At 72.0% G+C, this 14368-nt stretch carries 12 protein-coding genes and 1 tRNA gene; 11 read left to right on the top strand and 2 right to left on the bottom strand.

What is annotated here, in order from left to right; genetic code table 11:
* Window position 1: 1 nt before the first annotated feature.
* The 8 genes from J2X64_RS17680 to J2X64_RS17645 all read left to right on the top strand — a co-directional run bounded on the left by J2X64_RS17680 (window position 2) and on the right by J2X64_RS17645 (window position 10708).
* Complete coding sequence (locus J2X64_RS17680) at window positions 2-523, top strand: MauE/DoxX family redox-associated membrane protein (RefSeq protein ID WP_310157281.1); 522 nt, start codon at window positions 2-4, stop codon at window positions 521-523.
* Window positions 520-1284, top strand: a complete 765-nt coding sequence (locus J2X64_RS17675; RefSeq protein ID WP_310157280.1) for a thioredoxin domain-containing protein — start codon at window positions 520-522, stop codon at window positions 1282-1284. The genes J2X64_RS17680 and J2X64_RS17675 overlap by 4 nt, the downstream gene beginning before the upstream one ends.
* Window positions 1281-2303 carry a prolipoprotein diacylglyceryl transferase gene (gene lgt, locus J2X64_RS17670; RefSeq protein WP_310157278.1) on the top strand — a complete coding sequence of 341 codons (1023 nt, stop codon included), beginning with the start codon at window positions 1281-1283 and terminating at the stop codon, window positions 2301-2303. Before J2X64_RS17675 ends, lgt begins: the two co-directional genes overlap by 4 nt.
* A gap of 138 nt (window positions 2304-2441) precedes the next feature.
* The gene (gene gltB / locus J2X64_RS17665; RefSeq protein ID WP_310157276.1) at window positions 2442-6986 is read left to right on the top strand and encodes a glutamate synthase large subunit; all 4545 of its coding nucleotides are present in this window, start codon (window positions 2442-2444) and stop codon (window positions 6984-6986) included.
* A complete protein-coding gene (locus tag J2X64_RS17660; RefSeq protein ID WP_310157274.1) occupies window positions 6979-8433 on the top strand; it encodes a glutamate synthase subunit beta in 1455 nt (484 codons plus the stop codon). Before gltB ends, J2X64_RS17660 begins: the two co-directional genes overlap by 8 nt.
* Before the next feature lie 162 nt (window positions 8434-8595).
* The gene (pyk, locus tag J2X64_RS17655; protein ID WP_310157272.1) at window positions 8596-10050 is read left to right on the top strand and encodes a pyruvate kinase; all 1455 of its coding nucleotides are present in this window, start codon (window positions 8596-8598) and stop codon (window positions 10048-10050) included.
* A gap of 93 nt (window positions 10051-10143) precedes the next feature.
* Window positions 10144-10226: transfer RNA gene (locus tag J2X64_RS17650), tRNA-Leu, on the top strand.
* A 59-nt stretch (window positions 10227-10285) separates the two neighbouring features.
* Complete coding sequence (locus J2X64_RS17645) at window positions 10286-10708, top strand: DNA polymerase ligase N-terminal domain-containing protein (RefSeq protein WP_310157270.1); 423 nt, start codon at window positions 10286-10288, stop codon at window positions 10706-10708.
* Here the strand turns inward: J2X64_RS17645 and J2X64_RS17640 are convergent.
* Entirely contained in the window at window positions 10705-11586 is an 882-nt protein-coding gene (locus tag J2X64_RS17640; protein WP_310157267.1) for a hypothetical protein, read from the bottom strand. The two genes, J2X64_RS17645 and J2X64_RS17640, sit on opposite strands and share 4 nt — an antisense overlap.
* 216 nt (window positions 11587-11802) lie before the next feature.
* On the opposite strand from J2X64_RS17640, the gene J2X64_RS17635 reads away from it, so the two are divergent.
* From J2X64_RS17635 to J2X64_RS17625, 3 genes are all read left to right on the top strand, one after another.
* Entirely contained in the window at window positions 11803-12426 is a 624-nt protein-coding gene (locus J2X64_RS17635) for a response regulator (protein ID WP_310157265.1), read from the top strand.
* An 11-nt stretch (window positions 12427-12437) separates the two neighbouring features.
* Entirely contained in the window at window positions 12438-13001 is a 564-nt protein-coding gene (locus tag J2X64_RS17630; RefSeq protein ID WP_397444092.1) for a GNAT family N-acetyltransferase, read from the top strand.
* Between the two features lie 223 nt (window positions 13002-13224).
* Window positions 13225-13788 carry a GNAT family N-acetyltransferase gene (locus tag J2X64_RS17625; RefSeq protein WP_310157261.1) on the top strand — a complete coding sequence of 188 codons (564 nt, stop codon included), beginning with the start codon at window positions 13225-13227 and terminating at the stop codon, window positions 13786-13788.
* Between the two features lie 142 nt (window positions 13789-13930).
* Here the strand turns inward: J2X64_RS17625 and J2X64_RS17620 are convergent, their stop codons facing one another.
* Window positions 13931-14329, bottom strand: a complete 399-nt coding sequence (locus tag J2X64_RS17620; protein ID WP_310157595.1) for a hotdog fold thioesterase — start codon at window positions 14327-14329, stop codon at window positions 13931-13933.
* Window positions 14330-14368: the final 39 nt, after the last annotated feature.

Genomic DNA, 14368 nt, shown 5'->3' with positions numbered 1-14368 from the left:
CATGACGGCACGCACGTGGCGCGACTGGGTGGGGCTGGTGGCCCGCGTGGTGCTCGGTGCGGTGCTGGTGGTCGCGGGCGGTCTCAAGGTGGGCCACCTCGAGACCTCCGCCCGGTCCGTCCGGGCCTACCAGCTGCTGCCGTACGACGTGGCCGGCTACGTCGGGTACGCCCTGCCGGTGCTCGAGATCGCCCTGGGACTGCTGCTCGTGGTGGGCCTGCTGACGCGCGGCTCGGCCGTGGTGGGCGGGTTCCTCATGGTCGTGTTCATCGCCGGGATCTCCTCGGCGTGGGCGCGTGGCCTGTCCATCGACTGCGGCTGTTTCGGCAAGGGGGGAACCATCGGGGCCTCCCAGACGCAGTACCCCCAGGAGATCGCGCGCGACATCGGGCTGCTGGCCTGCGCGGCGTGGCTGGTCGTCCGCCCCCGGACGGCCCTCGCGCTCGACGGCTGGCTGTTCCCGCACCACGCCGCCGCGGCCGACCCCGACGAGACCCTCGACCGAGAAGGACACCCGGCATGAGCAAGGCCACGGCCGACCGCAAGGCAGCCAGTCGCAAGGACAAGGCGGCCGCTGCCGCGCCGAGGAGCAACAGCACGGCCAAGGTCGTCGTCGCCGTGGTCGTCGTGCTCCTCGTGGTCGCGGGCGTCGTCACCGCCATCACGCTCGGCAAGTCGGACAAGAAGGCCGCGACCACCGCGGGCGGCTCGGCCCTGCCGAAGAACGTCGCCGCCATGGGCGCCGGCATCGTGGTGAACCCCGGCGCCCCCGCGAACGTCCCGACCCTGGACCTCTACGAGGACTTCCAGTGCCCGGTGTGCGCCCGCTTCGAGGAGATCTTCGGCCTGCAGATCAAGGACATGGTCCAGGCGAACCAGGTCAAGCTCATCGCGCACCCGCTGTCCTTCCTGGACAACAACCTCAGCAACGACTCCTCCAACCGCGCCGCCAACGCCGCAGCCTGCGCGGCCGACGACGACAAGTTCCTCCAGTACCACGCCGCGACCTTCCAGGGTCAGCCCGCGCAGGAGGGCGCCGGCTACAGCGACGCCGCCCTCAAGGACTTCGCCACCAAGGCCGGCATCACGGGGGCGGCGATGACCTCGTGGGAGAAGTGCTACGCCGACAAGGTGCACAACCAGTGGGTGGAGTCGGTGCAGACCCAGTCCGAGAAGGACGGCGTCAACGGCACCCCGACGGTCAAGCTCGACGGCAAGACCCTCGACCTGACCGGGCTGACCCAGCAGGCGTTCGCCGACAAGGTGAAGGCCGCGACCAAGTGACGACCGCCCTGGTGGCTGCGCTGCCCGCGGGGGTGCCGGCGAGCATCCCGAGCCCGTCGTCGGGGGTGTGGCACCTCGGGCCGGTGCCGATCCGCGCGTACGCCCTGTGCATCCTCGCGGGGATCGCCGTCGCGGTGTGGGTCACCGGTCGTCGCCTGCGCGACCGGGGCCACGCGGTCGAGAAGGCCGTCGACATCTCGGCCTGGGCGGTGCCGTTCGGCATCGTCGGCGGACGGCTCTACCACGTCATCACCACGCCCGACCCGTACTTCGGCGAGGGCGGCCACCCCATCCACGCGTTCTTCATCTGGCAGGGCGGCCTCGGCATCTGGGGCGCCATCGCGCTGGGCACCCTGGGCGCCTGGATCGGCGCCCGGCGCCACGGCGTCCCCCTGATGGACTTCGCCGACGCGGCCGTGCCCGGCGTGGCCGTCGCGCAGGCGCTCGGCCGGTGGGGCAACTGGTTCAACAACGAGCTCTACGGCCGTCGCACCGACGTCCCGTGGAAGCTGGAGATCCACTGCTGGGACCAGGCGGCCGGGCACGCCACGACCTGCCCCGGCAGCTCGAGCACGGTCCTCGGCTACTTCCACCCCACGTTCCTCTACGAGTCGCTGTTCTGCCTCGTCCTCGCGCTCGTGCTCGTGGTCGTCGACCGCCGGTTCCGCCTGCGCCGGGGCCAGCTCTTCGGCCTCTACGTCGCCGGTTACCCGATCGGCCGCATCGTGGTCGAGCTGATGCGCTCCGACGAGGCCCACAGGATCCTGGGCCAGCGCGTCAACGTCTGGACGAGCATCCTCGTCTTCCTCCTCGGCCTGGCCATCGTCTGGGCCAACAGGACCCGCCCCGTGGCCCTGCCCGGCGGAGCCTCCTCGACGCCCACCGGCGACGGTTCGGGGGAGCTGGCGGGGCAGCCCGTGCCCGCCTCGGCGCAGGACGCCGCGGACCAGCCGTCGGGGGCCGACGGGGACGGCGACGTCCACGGTGAACGCAGGGTGACGTCTCACCATACGGAATGAGACGGCTCACATAGCGGAACGGCGAGCACGCGGGCTATCCTGCTTGCGCCGTGGCCAAGGCCGTCCACGCGCGTGCCCCGTGCGCCCTTGCGAGGGTTGTGCACACGCCCTACGACCCCCGAGGACGGTGACCCGCCCGTGTCCGACACGCGCTTCTCCGCCCAGCCCGCCGACACCGGGCTCTACCGCCGTGAGTTCGAGCACGACGCCTGTGGCGTCGCGCTCGTGGCGACGATGCGGGGCAGTGCAGGTCACGACATCGTCGACCACGCCCTGACCGCCCTGCGCAACCTCGAGCACCGGGGCGCCACCGGCGCCGACCCGCTCGTGGGTGACGGCGCCGGCATCCTCACGCAGGTCCCGGACGCCTTCTTCCGGGCCGTGGTCGACTTCGACCTCCCCGTCGGCGGGGCGTATGCCGTGGGCACCGCCTTCCTGCCCCAGGACGAGGCCGAGCGCGCCGCCGCCGTCGAGCGGATCGAGCAGATCGCCCGCGAGGAGGGCCTCAACGTCCTCGGCTGGCGCGACGTGCCGATCTCGGCCGAGCTCGTGGGCCAGGTCGCCCGCGACTGCATGCCGCACTTCCGGCAGCTGTTCGTCAGCGCCGCCGTCGGACGCATGGTGGGACTCGGGCTGGACCGCCTCGCCTTCTGCCTGCGCAAGCGGGCCGAGCGCGAGACCGAGGTCTACTTCCCGTCGCTGTCGTGCCGCACGATCGTCTACAAGGGCATGCTCACGACCGGGCAGCTCGAGCCGTTCTTCCCGGACCTGTCCGACCGCCGGTTCGAGACCCAGCTGGCCCTGGTGCACTCCCGGTTCTCGACCAACACCTTCCCGTCCTGGCCGCTGGCCCACCCCTACCGGCTGATCGCGCACAACGGCGAGATCAACACCGTCAAGGGCAACCGGAACTGGATGCGGGCCCGCGAGAGCCAGCTCGTCTCCGACGTCATCCCCGGCGACCTGAACCGCCTGTTCCCGATCTGCACCCCCGGGGCCTCGGACTCCGCGTCGTTCGACGAGGTGCTGGAGCTGCTCCACCTCGGCGGCCGGTCGCTGCCGCACGCCGTCCTCATGATGATCCCGGAGGCCTGGGAGAACCACGAGGAGATGGACCCGGCCCGACGGGCGTTCTACGAGTTCCACTCGACCTTCATGGAGCCATGGGACGGACCCGCGGCGGTGACGTTCACCGACGGCTCGCTCATCGGCGCCGTGCTCGACCGCAACGGCCTGCGGCCCGGTCGCTACTCCGTCACAGACGACGGCCTCGTGGTGCTGGCGTCCGAGGCCGGCGTCCTCGACCTCGACCCGAGCCGGGTGGTCCGCAAGGGCCGGTTGCAGCCGGGCCGGATGTTCCTCGTCGACACCGAGCACGGCCGGATCGTGTCCGACGACGAGATCAAGTCCTCCCTCGCGGCGCAGCAGCCCTACGAGGAGTGGCTGCACGCGGGCCTCATCCACCTCGACGACCTGCCCGAGCGCGAGCACATCGTGCACACGGCGGCCTCCGTCGCCCGGCGCCAGCAGACCTTCGGCTACACGCAGGAGGAGCTCAAGATCCTCCTGTCGCCGATGGCCCGCAGCGGCGCGGAGGCGCTCGGCTCGATGGGCACCGACACGCCCATCGCCGTCCTGTCCGACCGCCCGCGGCTGATCTTCGACTACTTCACCCAGCTGTTCGCGCAGGTGACGAACCCGCCGCTCGACGCGATCCGCGAGGAGCTCGTCACCTCCCTCGGCACGGTCATCGGCCCCGAGGGCAACGCGCTGACCGCCAGCCCGGCGCACGCCCGCCAGGTGGTGCTGCCGTTCCCGGTGATCGACAACGACGCCCTGGCCAAGATCGTCCACATCAACGCGGACGGCGACCTGCCCGGCTACGCGACCCACGTCGTGCGCGGCCTGTACGACGTCTCCGGTGGTGCCGCGGCGCTGCAGGCGCGGCTCGAGGAGATCTTCGCCGAGGTGTCGCAGGCCATCGCCGAGGGCACCCGGTTCATCGTGCTGTCCGACCGCGACTCCGGCCGCGACCTCGCGCCGATCCCGTCGCTGCTCCTCACCTCGGCGGTCCACCACCACCTCATCCGCGAGAAGACCCGCACCCTGGTCGGCCTCGTCGTCGAGGCCGGTGACGTCCGCGAGGTGCACCACGTCGCCCTGCTCATCGGGTACGGCGCCGCGGCGGTCAACCCCTACCTGGCCATGGAGTCGGTCGAGGACCTCGTCCGCTCCGGTCACATCACCGGCGTCAGCCCGGACAAGGCCGTCGCGAACCTCATCAAGGCGCTCGGCAAGGGCGTCCTGAAGGTCATGTCCAAGATGGGCATCTCGACCGTGGCGTCGTACCGCGGCGCCCAGGTGTTCGAGGCGATCGGCCTGTCGCAGGAGCTCGTCGACCGCTACTTCACCGGCACCGTCTCCCAGCTCGGCGGCATCGGGCTCGACGTCATCGCCGCGGAGACCGCGGCGCGGCACGCCGCGGCATACCCGCCGGACGGTGTCCGCCTCCCGCACCGCAAGCTCACCGTCGGCGGCGAGTACCAGTGGCGCCGCGAGGGCGAGCCGCACCTGTTCGACCCCGAGACGGTCTTCCGCCTGCAGCACTCGACCCGGCAGCGCCGGTACGACGTGTTCAAGCAGTACACCCAGCGCGTGGACGAGCAGTCCGAGCGGCTGATGACGCTGCGGGGCCTGTTCGAGTTCACCTCCTCGCCCGAGCGTCCCCCGGTGCCGATCGAGGAGGTCGAGCCGGTCAGCGAGATCGTCAAGCGGTTCTCGACCGGGGCGATGTCGTACGGCTCGATCAGCCAGGAGGCACACGAGACGCTCGCGATCGCCATGAACCGGCTGGGCGCCCGCTCGAACACCGGTGAGGGCGGCGAGGACGTCGACCGGCTGCTCGACGACGAGCGGCGCTCGGTGATCAAGCAGGTCGCCTCCGGTCGCTTCGGCGTCACCTCGCTCTACCTGACGAAGTCCGGCGACATCCAGATCAAGATGGCGCAGGGTGCCAAGCCCGGCGAGGGCGGCCAGCTGCCCGGCCACAAGGTCTACCCGTGGGTGGCCCGCACCCGGCACAGCACCCCGGGCGTGGGGCTCATCAGCCCGCCGCCGCACCACGACATCTACTCGATCGAGGACCTCGCCCAGCTGATCCACGACCTCAAGAACGCCAACCCCGAGGCCCGGATCCACGTCAAGCTGGTCTCCGAGATCGGTGTCGGCACTGTCGCTGCCGGTGTCTCCAAGGCGCACTCCGACGTCGTGCTCATCTCCGGGCACGACGGCGGCACCGGCGCCTCGCCGCTGACCTCGCTCAAGCACGCGGGTGGCCCGTGGGAGATCGGCCTCGCCGAGACCCAGCAGACGCTGGTGCTCAACAGCCTGCGCGACCGGATCGTGGTGCAGTGCGACGGCCAGCTCAAGACCGGCCGTGACGTCGTCATCGCGGCGCTGCTCGGTGCGGAGGAGTTCGGCTTCGCGACGGCGCCGCTGGTCGTCAGCGGCTGCGTCATGATGCGCGTCTGCCACCTCGACACCTGCCCCGTCGGCATCGCGACGCAGAACCCCGAGCTGCGGGCCCGGTTCTCCGGCAAGCCCGAGTTCGTGCAGACGTTCTTCGAGTACATCGCCGAGGAGGTGCGCGAGCACCTGGCCGCGCTGGGCTTCCGGACCCTCGAGGAGGCCATCGGCCAGGTCGGCGCGATCGACGCCACCAAGGCCGTCAACCACTGGAAGGCCGCCGGCCTGGACCTGTCGCCGATCTTCGCCGACGTCCAGAGCCCCGACGGCTCGGCCCGGCGCAACACCACCGGCCAGGACCACGGCCTGGAGAAGGCGCTCGACCACAGCCTCATCGCCATCGCCCGCGAGGCGATCACCGACGGCACGCCCGTCACCGGCGAGGTCGCGGTCCGCAACGTCAACCGCACGATCGGCACGCTGCTCGGCCACGAGGTCACCAAGGCGCACCCCGAGGGCCTGCCCGACGGGACGATCGACCTCACCCTCACCGGGTCGGCCGGCCAGTCGCTCGGTGCCTTCCTGCCGCGCGGGGTCACCCTGCGGCTGCTCGGCGACGCCAACGACTACGTCGGCAAGGGCCTGTCGGGTGGGCGCGTCGTCGTCCGGCCGGACCGGGGCGCCCCGCTCCAGGCCGAGGCGAACGTCATCGCCGGCAACGTCATCGGCTACGGCGCCACCACCGGCGAGCTGTTCCTGCGCGGGATGGTCGGCGAGCGGTTCTGCGTCCGCAACTCCGGTGCCACGGCCGTCGTCGAGGGCGTGGGCGACCACGGCTGCGAGTACATGACCGGCGGGACCGTCCTCGTGCTCGGCCCGACCGGGCGCAACTTCGCGGCCGGCATGTCCGGGGGAGTCGCCTACGTGCTCGACCTCGACCGCGACCGCGTCAACCCCGAGCTCGTCGACGTGGGGCCGCTGCGCCCCGACGACGAGACGACCGTCCGCGACCTGCTGCAGCGCCACCTCGACTGGACCGAGTCGGCCGTGGCGGCGCACCTGCTGCAGGAGTGGGAGACCGCGAAGGAGAGGTTCAGCCTGGTGCTGCCCCGCGACTACCAGCGCGTCCTGGACGTGCGCACCGCCGCAGAGGCGGAAGGACTCGACGTCGACGGCCCCCAGGTGTGGGAGCGGATCATGGAGGCCTCCCGTGGCTGACCCCCAGGGCTTCCTGAAGACCCGTGAGCGCGAGCTGCCCGCCCGCCGGCCCGTCCCGGTCCGCATCAGGGACTGGAAGGAGGTGTACGAGGAGCAGGAGCTCGGCCAGCTCCAGCGCCAGGCCGGTCGCTGCATGGACTGCGGCATCCCGTTCTGCCACAGCGGCTGCCCGCTGGGGAACCTCATCCCCGAGTGGAACGACCTCGCGTGGCGCGGTGACTGGCGCGAGGCGATCGAGCGCCTGCACGCGACCAACAACTTCCCGGAGTTCACCGGTCGCCTGTGCCCCGCGCCCTGCGAGACCGCCTGCGTGCTCGGCATCAACCAGCCGGCCGTGACGATCAAGCAGGTCGAGGTCACGACGATCGAGCGTGCCTTCGACTCCGGGTACGTCCAGCCGCAGCCGCCCGAGCGGCTCTCCGGCAAGACGGTCGCGGTCGTCGGGTCCGGACCGGCCGGTCTCGCGGCCGCACAGCAGCTGACCCGGGCCGGCCACACCGTCGCGGTGTTCGAGCGCGCCGACAAGCCCGGTGGCCTGCTGCGGTACGGCATCCCCGAGTTCAAGATGGAGAAGTCGGTCCTCGACCGGCGCATCGCCCAGATGGAGGCCGAGGGCACCCGCTTCCGCAGCGGCGTCAACGTCGGCGAGGACGTCACCGGCAAGCAGCTGCGCGACCGGTACGACGCCGTCGTCCTGGCCGTCGGCGCGACCGTGCCGCGCGACCTGCCGGTGCCCGGGCGCGAGCTCGACGGCGTCATGCAGGCCATGGACTTCCTGCCGCCGGCCAACCGTGTCGCTCTCGGCGAGGAGGTCGAGGGCCAGGTCACGGCCGAGGGCAAGGACGTCATCGTCATCGGCGGCGGCGACACCGGCGCCGACTGCATCGGCACCTCGCACCGCCAGGGTGCGCGCTCGGTCACCAGCCTGGAGATCATGCCGCGGCCGGGGGAGGAGCGCGTGGCCGGCCAGCCGTGGCCGACCTACCCGATGCTCTTCCGGGTGGCCTCCGCGCACGAGGAGGGTGGCGAGCGGCTGTATGCCGCGTCCACCAAGGAGATCCTCGGCGAGGACGGCAAGGTCAGCGGCATCCGCCTCGTCGACGTCACCATGCAGGACGGCCGGTTCGTCGAGGTCGAGGGCACCGAGCGGGTGCTGCCGGCGCAGCTGATCCTGCTGGCGATGGGCTTCCTCGGGCCCCAGGGCCCGGGTGTCGTCGAGCAGCTGGAGGTCGAGCTGGACGAGCGCTCGAACGTCAAGCGCGACAAGGACTACATGACGTCGGTGCCCGGCGTGTTCGTCGCCGGTGACGCCGGTCGCGGGCAGTCGCTCATCGTGTGGGCGATCGCCGAGGGCCGGTCCGCCGCCGCCGGGGTCGACCGGTACCTCACCGGCTCGACCGCCCTGCCGCGGCCGATCAACCCGACCGACCGCCCCCTCGTCGTCTGACCCCCTCCTCCCTTCCGACTGCTTGCCCGCCGCACACCGTTTCCGGCCGGATTTCCGGCCGGAACGGTGGCGGTCGGGCAAGAAGTCGAGGTCAGGGGGCTGACGGTGTCCGGAGGGTGACCGGGGTCACGTCGGTCCCGGGGCGCCCGATAAGGTCGACGTATGCGTCGCGCCAAGATCGTGTGCACCCTCGGCCCGGCCGTCTCCACCCCCGAGAAGATCCGCGAGCTCGTCGACGCGGGGATGGACGTGGCCAGGCTCAACCTCTCCCACGGCGAGTACGCCGAGCACGAGCGGATCTACAAGGAGATCCGACGGGCGAGCGATGAGACCGGCCACGCCGTCGGGGTCCTCGTCGACCTCCAGGGCCCCAAGATCCGCACCGGCCGGTTCAGCTCGGGCCCGGTCTCGCTCGCGAACGGTGACACCTTCACCATCACCACCCGCGAGGTCGACGGCACCCAGGACGAGGTCGGCACCACGTACAAGGGCCTGCCCGGCGACGTGCGCCCCGGCGACGTCCTGCTCATCGACGACGGCAAGGTCGCGCTGCAGGCGACCGAGGTGACCGACACCGACGTCCGCTGCACGGTGACCGTCGGCGGCACGGTGTCCAACAACAAGGGCATCAACCTGCCGGGTGTCGCCGTGTCCGTCCCGGCCCTGTCCGAGAAGGACAAGGAGGACCTGCGCTGGGCGCTGAGGCTGCGCGCCGACATGATCGCCCTGTCCTTCGTGCGGTCCGCCGCGGACCTGGACGACGTCTACGAGGTCATGGACGAGGTCGGGGTGCGGCTGCCGGTCATCGCCAAGGTCGAGAAGCCACAGGCGGTGGAGGCGCTGACCGAGATCATCCAGGCGTTCGACGGGGTCATGGTCGCCCGCGGTGACCTCGGCGTCGAGCTGCCCCTCGAGGACGTGCCGATCGTGCAGAAGCGAGCCATCGAGATCGCCCGCCGCCAGGCCAAGCCGGTCATCGTCGCCACCCAGGTGCTCGAGTCGATGATCGAGAACCCGCGCCCGACGCGTGCCGAGGCCTCCGACGCCGCGAACGCCGTCCTCGACGGCGCCGACGCCCTCATGCTGTCGGGCGAGACGAGCGTGGGCGCCCACCCCATCGAGGCGGTCCGCACCATGGCCCGCATCATCGAGAGCACCGAGGAGCACGGGCTCGAGCGGATCCCGCCGCTCGGCACCCAGCCGCACACCATGGGCGGCGCCGTCTCCCGCGCGGCCGTCGAGATCGGCGACCTGCTCGGCGCCAAGTTCCTCATCACCTTCACCCAGTCCGGCGACACCGCCAAGCGCATGTCGCGCATGCGGCCGCGCATCCCCATGCTCGCCTTCACGCCCGAGCAGCACACCCGCTCGCGGCTGGCGCTGGCGTGGGGCATCGAGACCTTCCTCGTCCCGATGGCCCGTCACACCGACCAGATGGCCCTGCAGGTCGACCGGTCGCTGCTGGCCGAGGGGCGGGCGCAGGAGGGCGACCTCGTCATCCTCGTGGCCGGCTCCCCGCCCGGCATCCCCGGGTCGACCAACGCCCTGCGCGTGCACAAGATGGGCGACGCCGTCAACGGTGTGGCCCCGGCATACGAGGACCTCAACGAGCTCTGAGGCACCTCGCGTCGTGGTCCGGCCTGGGCCGCGCGCCTTTGTATGCTGTGCGCGCGCCTGCGGGCGCCCGTGCCGGCTGCGAGTGCCGGCGTGGCCGGAGTGGTGGAATGGCAGACACGGGGCACTCAAAATGCTCTGCCCGCAAGGGCGTGGGGGTTCGAGTCCCCCCTTCGGCACCGCGACCGCACCCCGCCCCGACCGGGCGGGGTGCGCTGCGTTCTGCTGGACTGGGTGGGTGAGCGCAAGGCGGCCCGTGTTCGTGCTGCACGAGCACCAGCGACCCCGGCACCACTTCGACCTGCGGCTCGAGGAGGACGGGGTGCTGCGGTCGTGGGCCGTGCCGAAGGGCCTGCCGACGCGTCCCGGCGCCGACCGGCTCGCCGTCCCCGTCGACGACCACGACCTCGACCACGCGACCTACGAGGACGCCACGAAGTCCATCGCGGACACGGGTTGGTGGGAGCTGGAGGACCGCGACGAGCGCCGGTTCGTCTTCGTCCTGCACGGCCGTGTTGGTGCCCGGCGGTACGCGCTCATCAGCACCGGGCAGGGGTCGCTCCTGCACCTGCTCAAGGACCAGCCCGACGCGGACCAGGGCCAGCCCGACGCGGGCCAGGACCGGCCCGACGCGGGCCAGGACCAGCCCGACGCGGGCTAGGTCCAGCCCGTCGTGTGGACCGCACAGCGGCCGGGGCTGTGCGTGCTCCGCCGCCGGACGGCCGTCCGCACCGCCCAGCGGATGCGTCGTCGCGCCAGCAGCACGATCACCCCGAGCCACAGCGCGACCGCCCAGCCGCGAGGGCCCAGGGGCGGGTCCGGCGGGGGAGGGTAGCCGCCGTCGTCGAGGCCTGCGGCCTGCTCGAAGTGGTTCTCCGACCCGGGGAAGAGGGTGTCGTCGACGAGGTAGAGCACCGGCAGCAGCGCGATGCCGCCCAGGATGCTGCACACGGCCCACTGGTCCACGTGCCGCGACTCGTGCAGGGCGAGCTCGCGCGCGCGGACCGGGTTGATCCGCGGCTCGGGCGAGGCGAGGAACACCTCGCCGACCATGCTCCCGGCCTTGTGCTCGGCCTGCGGCACGAACGCGAGCGTGATCGGCGGGTCACCGACGCTGCACAGCCCGCGGCCGCGCAGCTCGACGAACCCGAGGGCGAGACCGCTCACAGGCGCAGTCATCAGCGAGCGCAGGGTGGCCCAGGCCGCCGGTCGTCCCGGCGCCTGCGGGTCGATCACTCGACGGCCCTCCGAGATCGAGGTGTCGGCCACACAGGCCGGCAGCTCACGGGCGCGCTGCGAGACCCGCAGCCCGAAGCCGCCCACGGACAGCAGGGCGAGCACGACCATGGCGGCGAGGAGGCGCCGGTGCCGCCGCTGGCACAGCTCGCACGCCAAGACCCTGCGGGGTCGCAGGAAGCGGGTGCGGGGGAGCACGAGGAACAGCCCGACCAGCCCGCCGCCGAGGAAGGCGACCACCGCCCAGACGACCCGCATCGCGGCAGAGGTCGGCCGGTGGCGGGGACGGGGGAAGTCGCCCACTGGCCCTCCAGGGTCCGGGCCCGGGCTCCCCGGCGAGCCGGGGTCGGGCGGGTGGGGTCGGCGTCGCCGGTCGGCACGATTCTCGCGCGGACCCGCCACGGCAGCCAGACCCCGGACCCGGTGGCCGGACCCCGGACGGTGGCACCGGCCGCCCGGGAACGCCGGGCACACGCACCCGCAACGTGCCGTTAACGTGCGTCATCTAGGGTTGTCCGGGTGAGCGAGACCCAGGCACAGACCCCCGCCGAGGACACCGCGGCGCCAACCGCCCTGCGCATCCTGGTCGCCGAGGACGAGGCGCTGATCCGCCTCGACCTGGCGGAGATGCTGACCGAGGCGGGCTACGAGGTCGTCGGCCAGGCGAGCAACGGCGAGCAGGCGGTCGAGATGGCCACCGAGCTCCAGCCCGACCTCGCCATCATGGACGTCAAGATGCCGGTCATGGACGGCATCACCGCCGCCGAGCAGATCGGCGCGGCCCGCATCTGCCCGGTCGTCATGCTCACCGCGTTCAGCCAGACCGAGCTCGTCGAGCGGGCTCGCGACGCCGGCGTCATGGCGTACATCGTCAAGCCGTTCACCGCGAGCGACCTCGGGCCGGCCATCGACATCGCCCGCCACCGCTGGACCGAGGTCAAGGCCCTCGAGCAGGAGGTCGCCGACCTCGGCGAGCGGCTCGAGACCCGCAAGGCCGTGGACCGGGCCAAGGGCATCCTGCAGAAGAAGCTCAAGATCAGCGAGGCCGAGGCGTTCCGCTGGATCCAGAAGACGGCGATGGACCGCCGCCTGGGCATGCGGGAGGTCGCCGATGCCGTCATCACGGGGATGGACAAGGCCTGAGCGTGACGGTCATGGTCCGCGCCGCCACCGCCGACGACGCCGAGACGCTGCACGCCGTGGCTGCGGCCACGTTCGCGCTCGCCTGCCCGCCGCACGTCACGCCTGAGTCGGTGGCGACGTTCGTCGCGGACGTCCTGTCGGTCGACTGCTTCCACCGGTACCTCGCCGACCCGGCACGGGACCTGTTCCTCGCCGAGGAGCAGGGGGAGGACGCCGCCGGCGAGGATGCCGGTGACGTGGCCGTCGTGGTCCCCGCGGGCTACGCCATGCTGGTGGACGGCGAGCCCGCCGACCCGGACGTGCAGGCGGCGCTGCGGCTGCGCCCCACGGCCGAGCTGTCCAAGATCTATGTGCTGCCCGGCCACCACGGGGCAGGCGTCAGCCGGCTGCTCATGGAGGCCACGCTCGAGGCGGCGGCCCGTCGCGGGGCGGCGGGGGTGTGGCTCGGCGTGAACCAGCTCAACGAGCGTGCACAGCGGTTCTACCGCAAGAGCGGCTTCGAGCAGGTCGGGACCAAGCGCTTCCTCGTGGGGGACCGGTACGAGGACGACTACGTGTTCGAGCGGCCGCTGTGACCTGCCCCCGAGGCCGTGTGGACGCGGTCAACAATGGTTGCCGAACGCAATCTCACCCATCCGGACGATTGTTGAAAGCGCACCCTTTCCCGAGAGTCGTCAGTGGGCCTAGAGTCCTCCTTCGGGTGCCTGACCGGGTACCTGACATCGGTCGGGGGGGCCGAGCCTGCAGGAGCTTGACCAACGACCTTGGAGGAGTCTTGTGAGCCGTCCCTCGATCAGCGTGAGACGTGTCGGTCAGGACGAGGAGCGATCCTTCGCCGAGCTCTGGATGGCGTCGAGGGTCGAGGCCGGGGTGAGCCCGGAGGTCGCGTCACGCGCCGCCTCCGAGGGGCGGATCACCGCAGCCCTGCACCGTGAGGACGTCCGGGCCTACCTCGCCCTCAGCGACGGCCAGGCCGTCGGCTTCGCGGTCGCCGCCACGAGCCCGTTCTCCGCGCTGACGGAGGCTCCCTGCGTAACCATCGACCAGCTCTACGTGTCGCCGGAGCAGCGCAAGCACGGCGTGGCCCGCCAGCTCATGAGCGCCGTGACCCTGTATGCCGACTCGCGTGGCTGCGAGCAGATCGGCTGCAACGTCCCGGCCCAGCACCGCGAGGCCAACCGCTTCTTCGCCCGCCTCGGCTTCAGCTCCCAGGTGGTGCGCCGCATCACGACGGTGTCGGCCCTTCGTCGCCGGCTCGGCACCGACGAGCGGCACCACGCCTCGCTCGAGCAGCTGCTGCACCGCCGCCGGTCGCTGCGGGCCAAGGCCCGCGCCACCGCCGGCAGCCGCCTCGCCGGCTGACCGCCCAACCGACAGGTTCGCGCGCCCGACCCCCGGGCCTCCCTTGCGAGAAACGGCGGTTGCGCGGCATACCGCGGGAAGACAACCCGAGGTATGCCGCGCAACCGCCGTTTTGCGTGCCTCCGGTCCGCGTCGCGCGGCGTCAGGCGCCGGGCCGCGGGGCTCCGGGAGGGGCGTCGCGCAGCAGGCAGGTGATGCGGCAGGTGCACACGCGGTGGTCGTGGTCGTCGGTGACGACGATCTCGTACGACGCCAGGGTGCTGCCGAGCGACAGGGCGGTTGCGGTCCCGGTCACGAAGCCCGACCGGGCCGCCCGGTGGTGGGTCGCGTTGATGTCCAGGCCGACGGCGATCCGCTCGGGGCCGGCGTGCAGGGCCGACCCGATCGAGCCGAGCGTCTCCGCGAGCACCACCGACGCCCCGCCGTGGAGCAGGCCGTAGGGCTGGGTGTTGCCCTGCACCGGCATGCGGGCGACGACCCGCTCGGGCGAGGCCTCGAGGATCTCGATCTCCATCCGCTTCATGAGCGAGTTCGGGTTCATCGTCTCGAGGGCCTCGAGGAAGGCCTCGTGGTTCGTCGT

Origin of the sequence: Phycicoccus sp. 3266 (assembly GCF_031456495.1) — a bacterium.
Lineage (GTDB): Bacteria > Actinomycetota > Actinomycetes > Actinomycetales > Dermatophilaceae > Pedococcus.
Note: the sequence above shows the minus strand (reverse complement) of the source record. Positions and strands in the feature narration are given on the sequence as shown.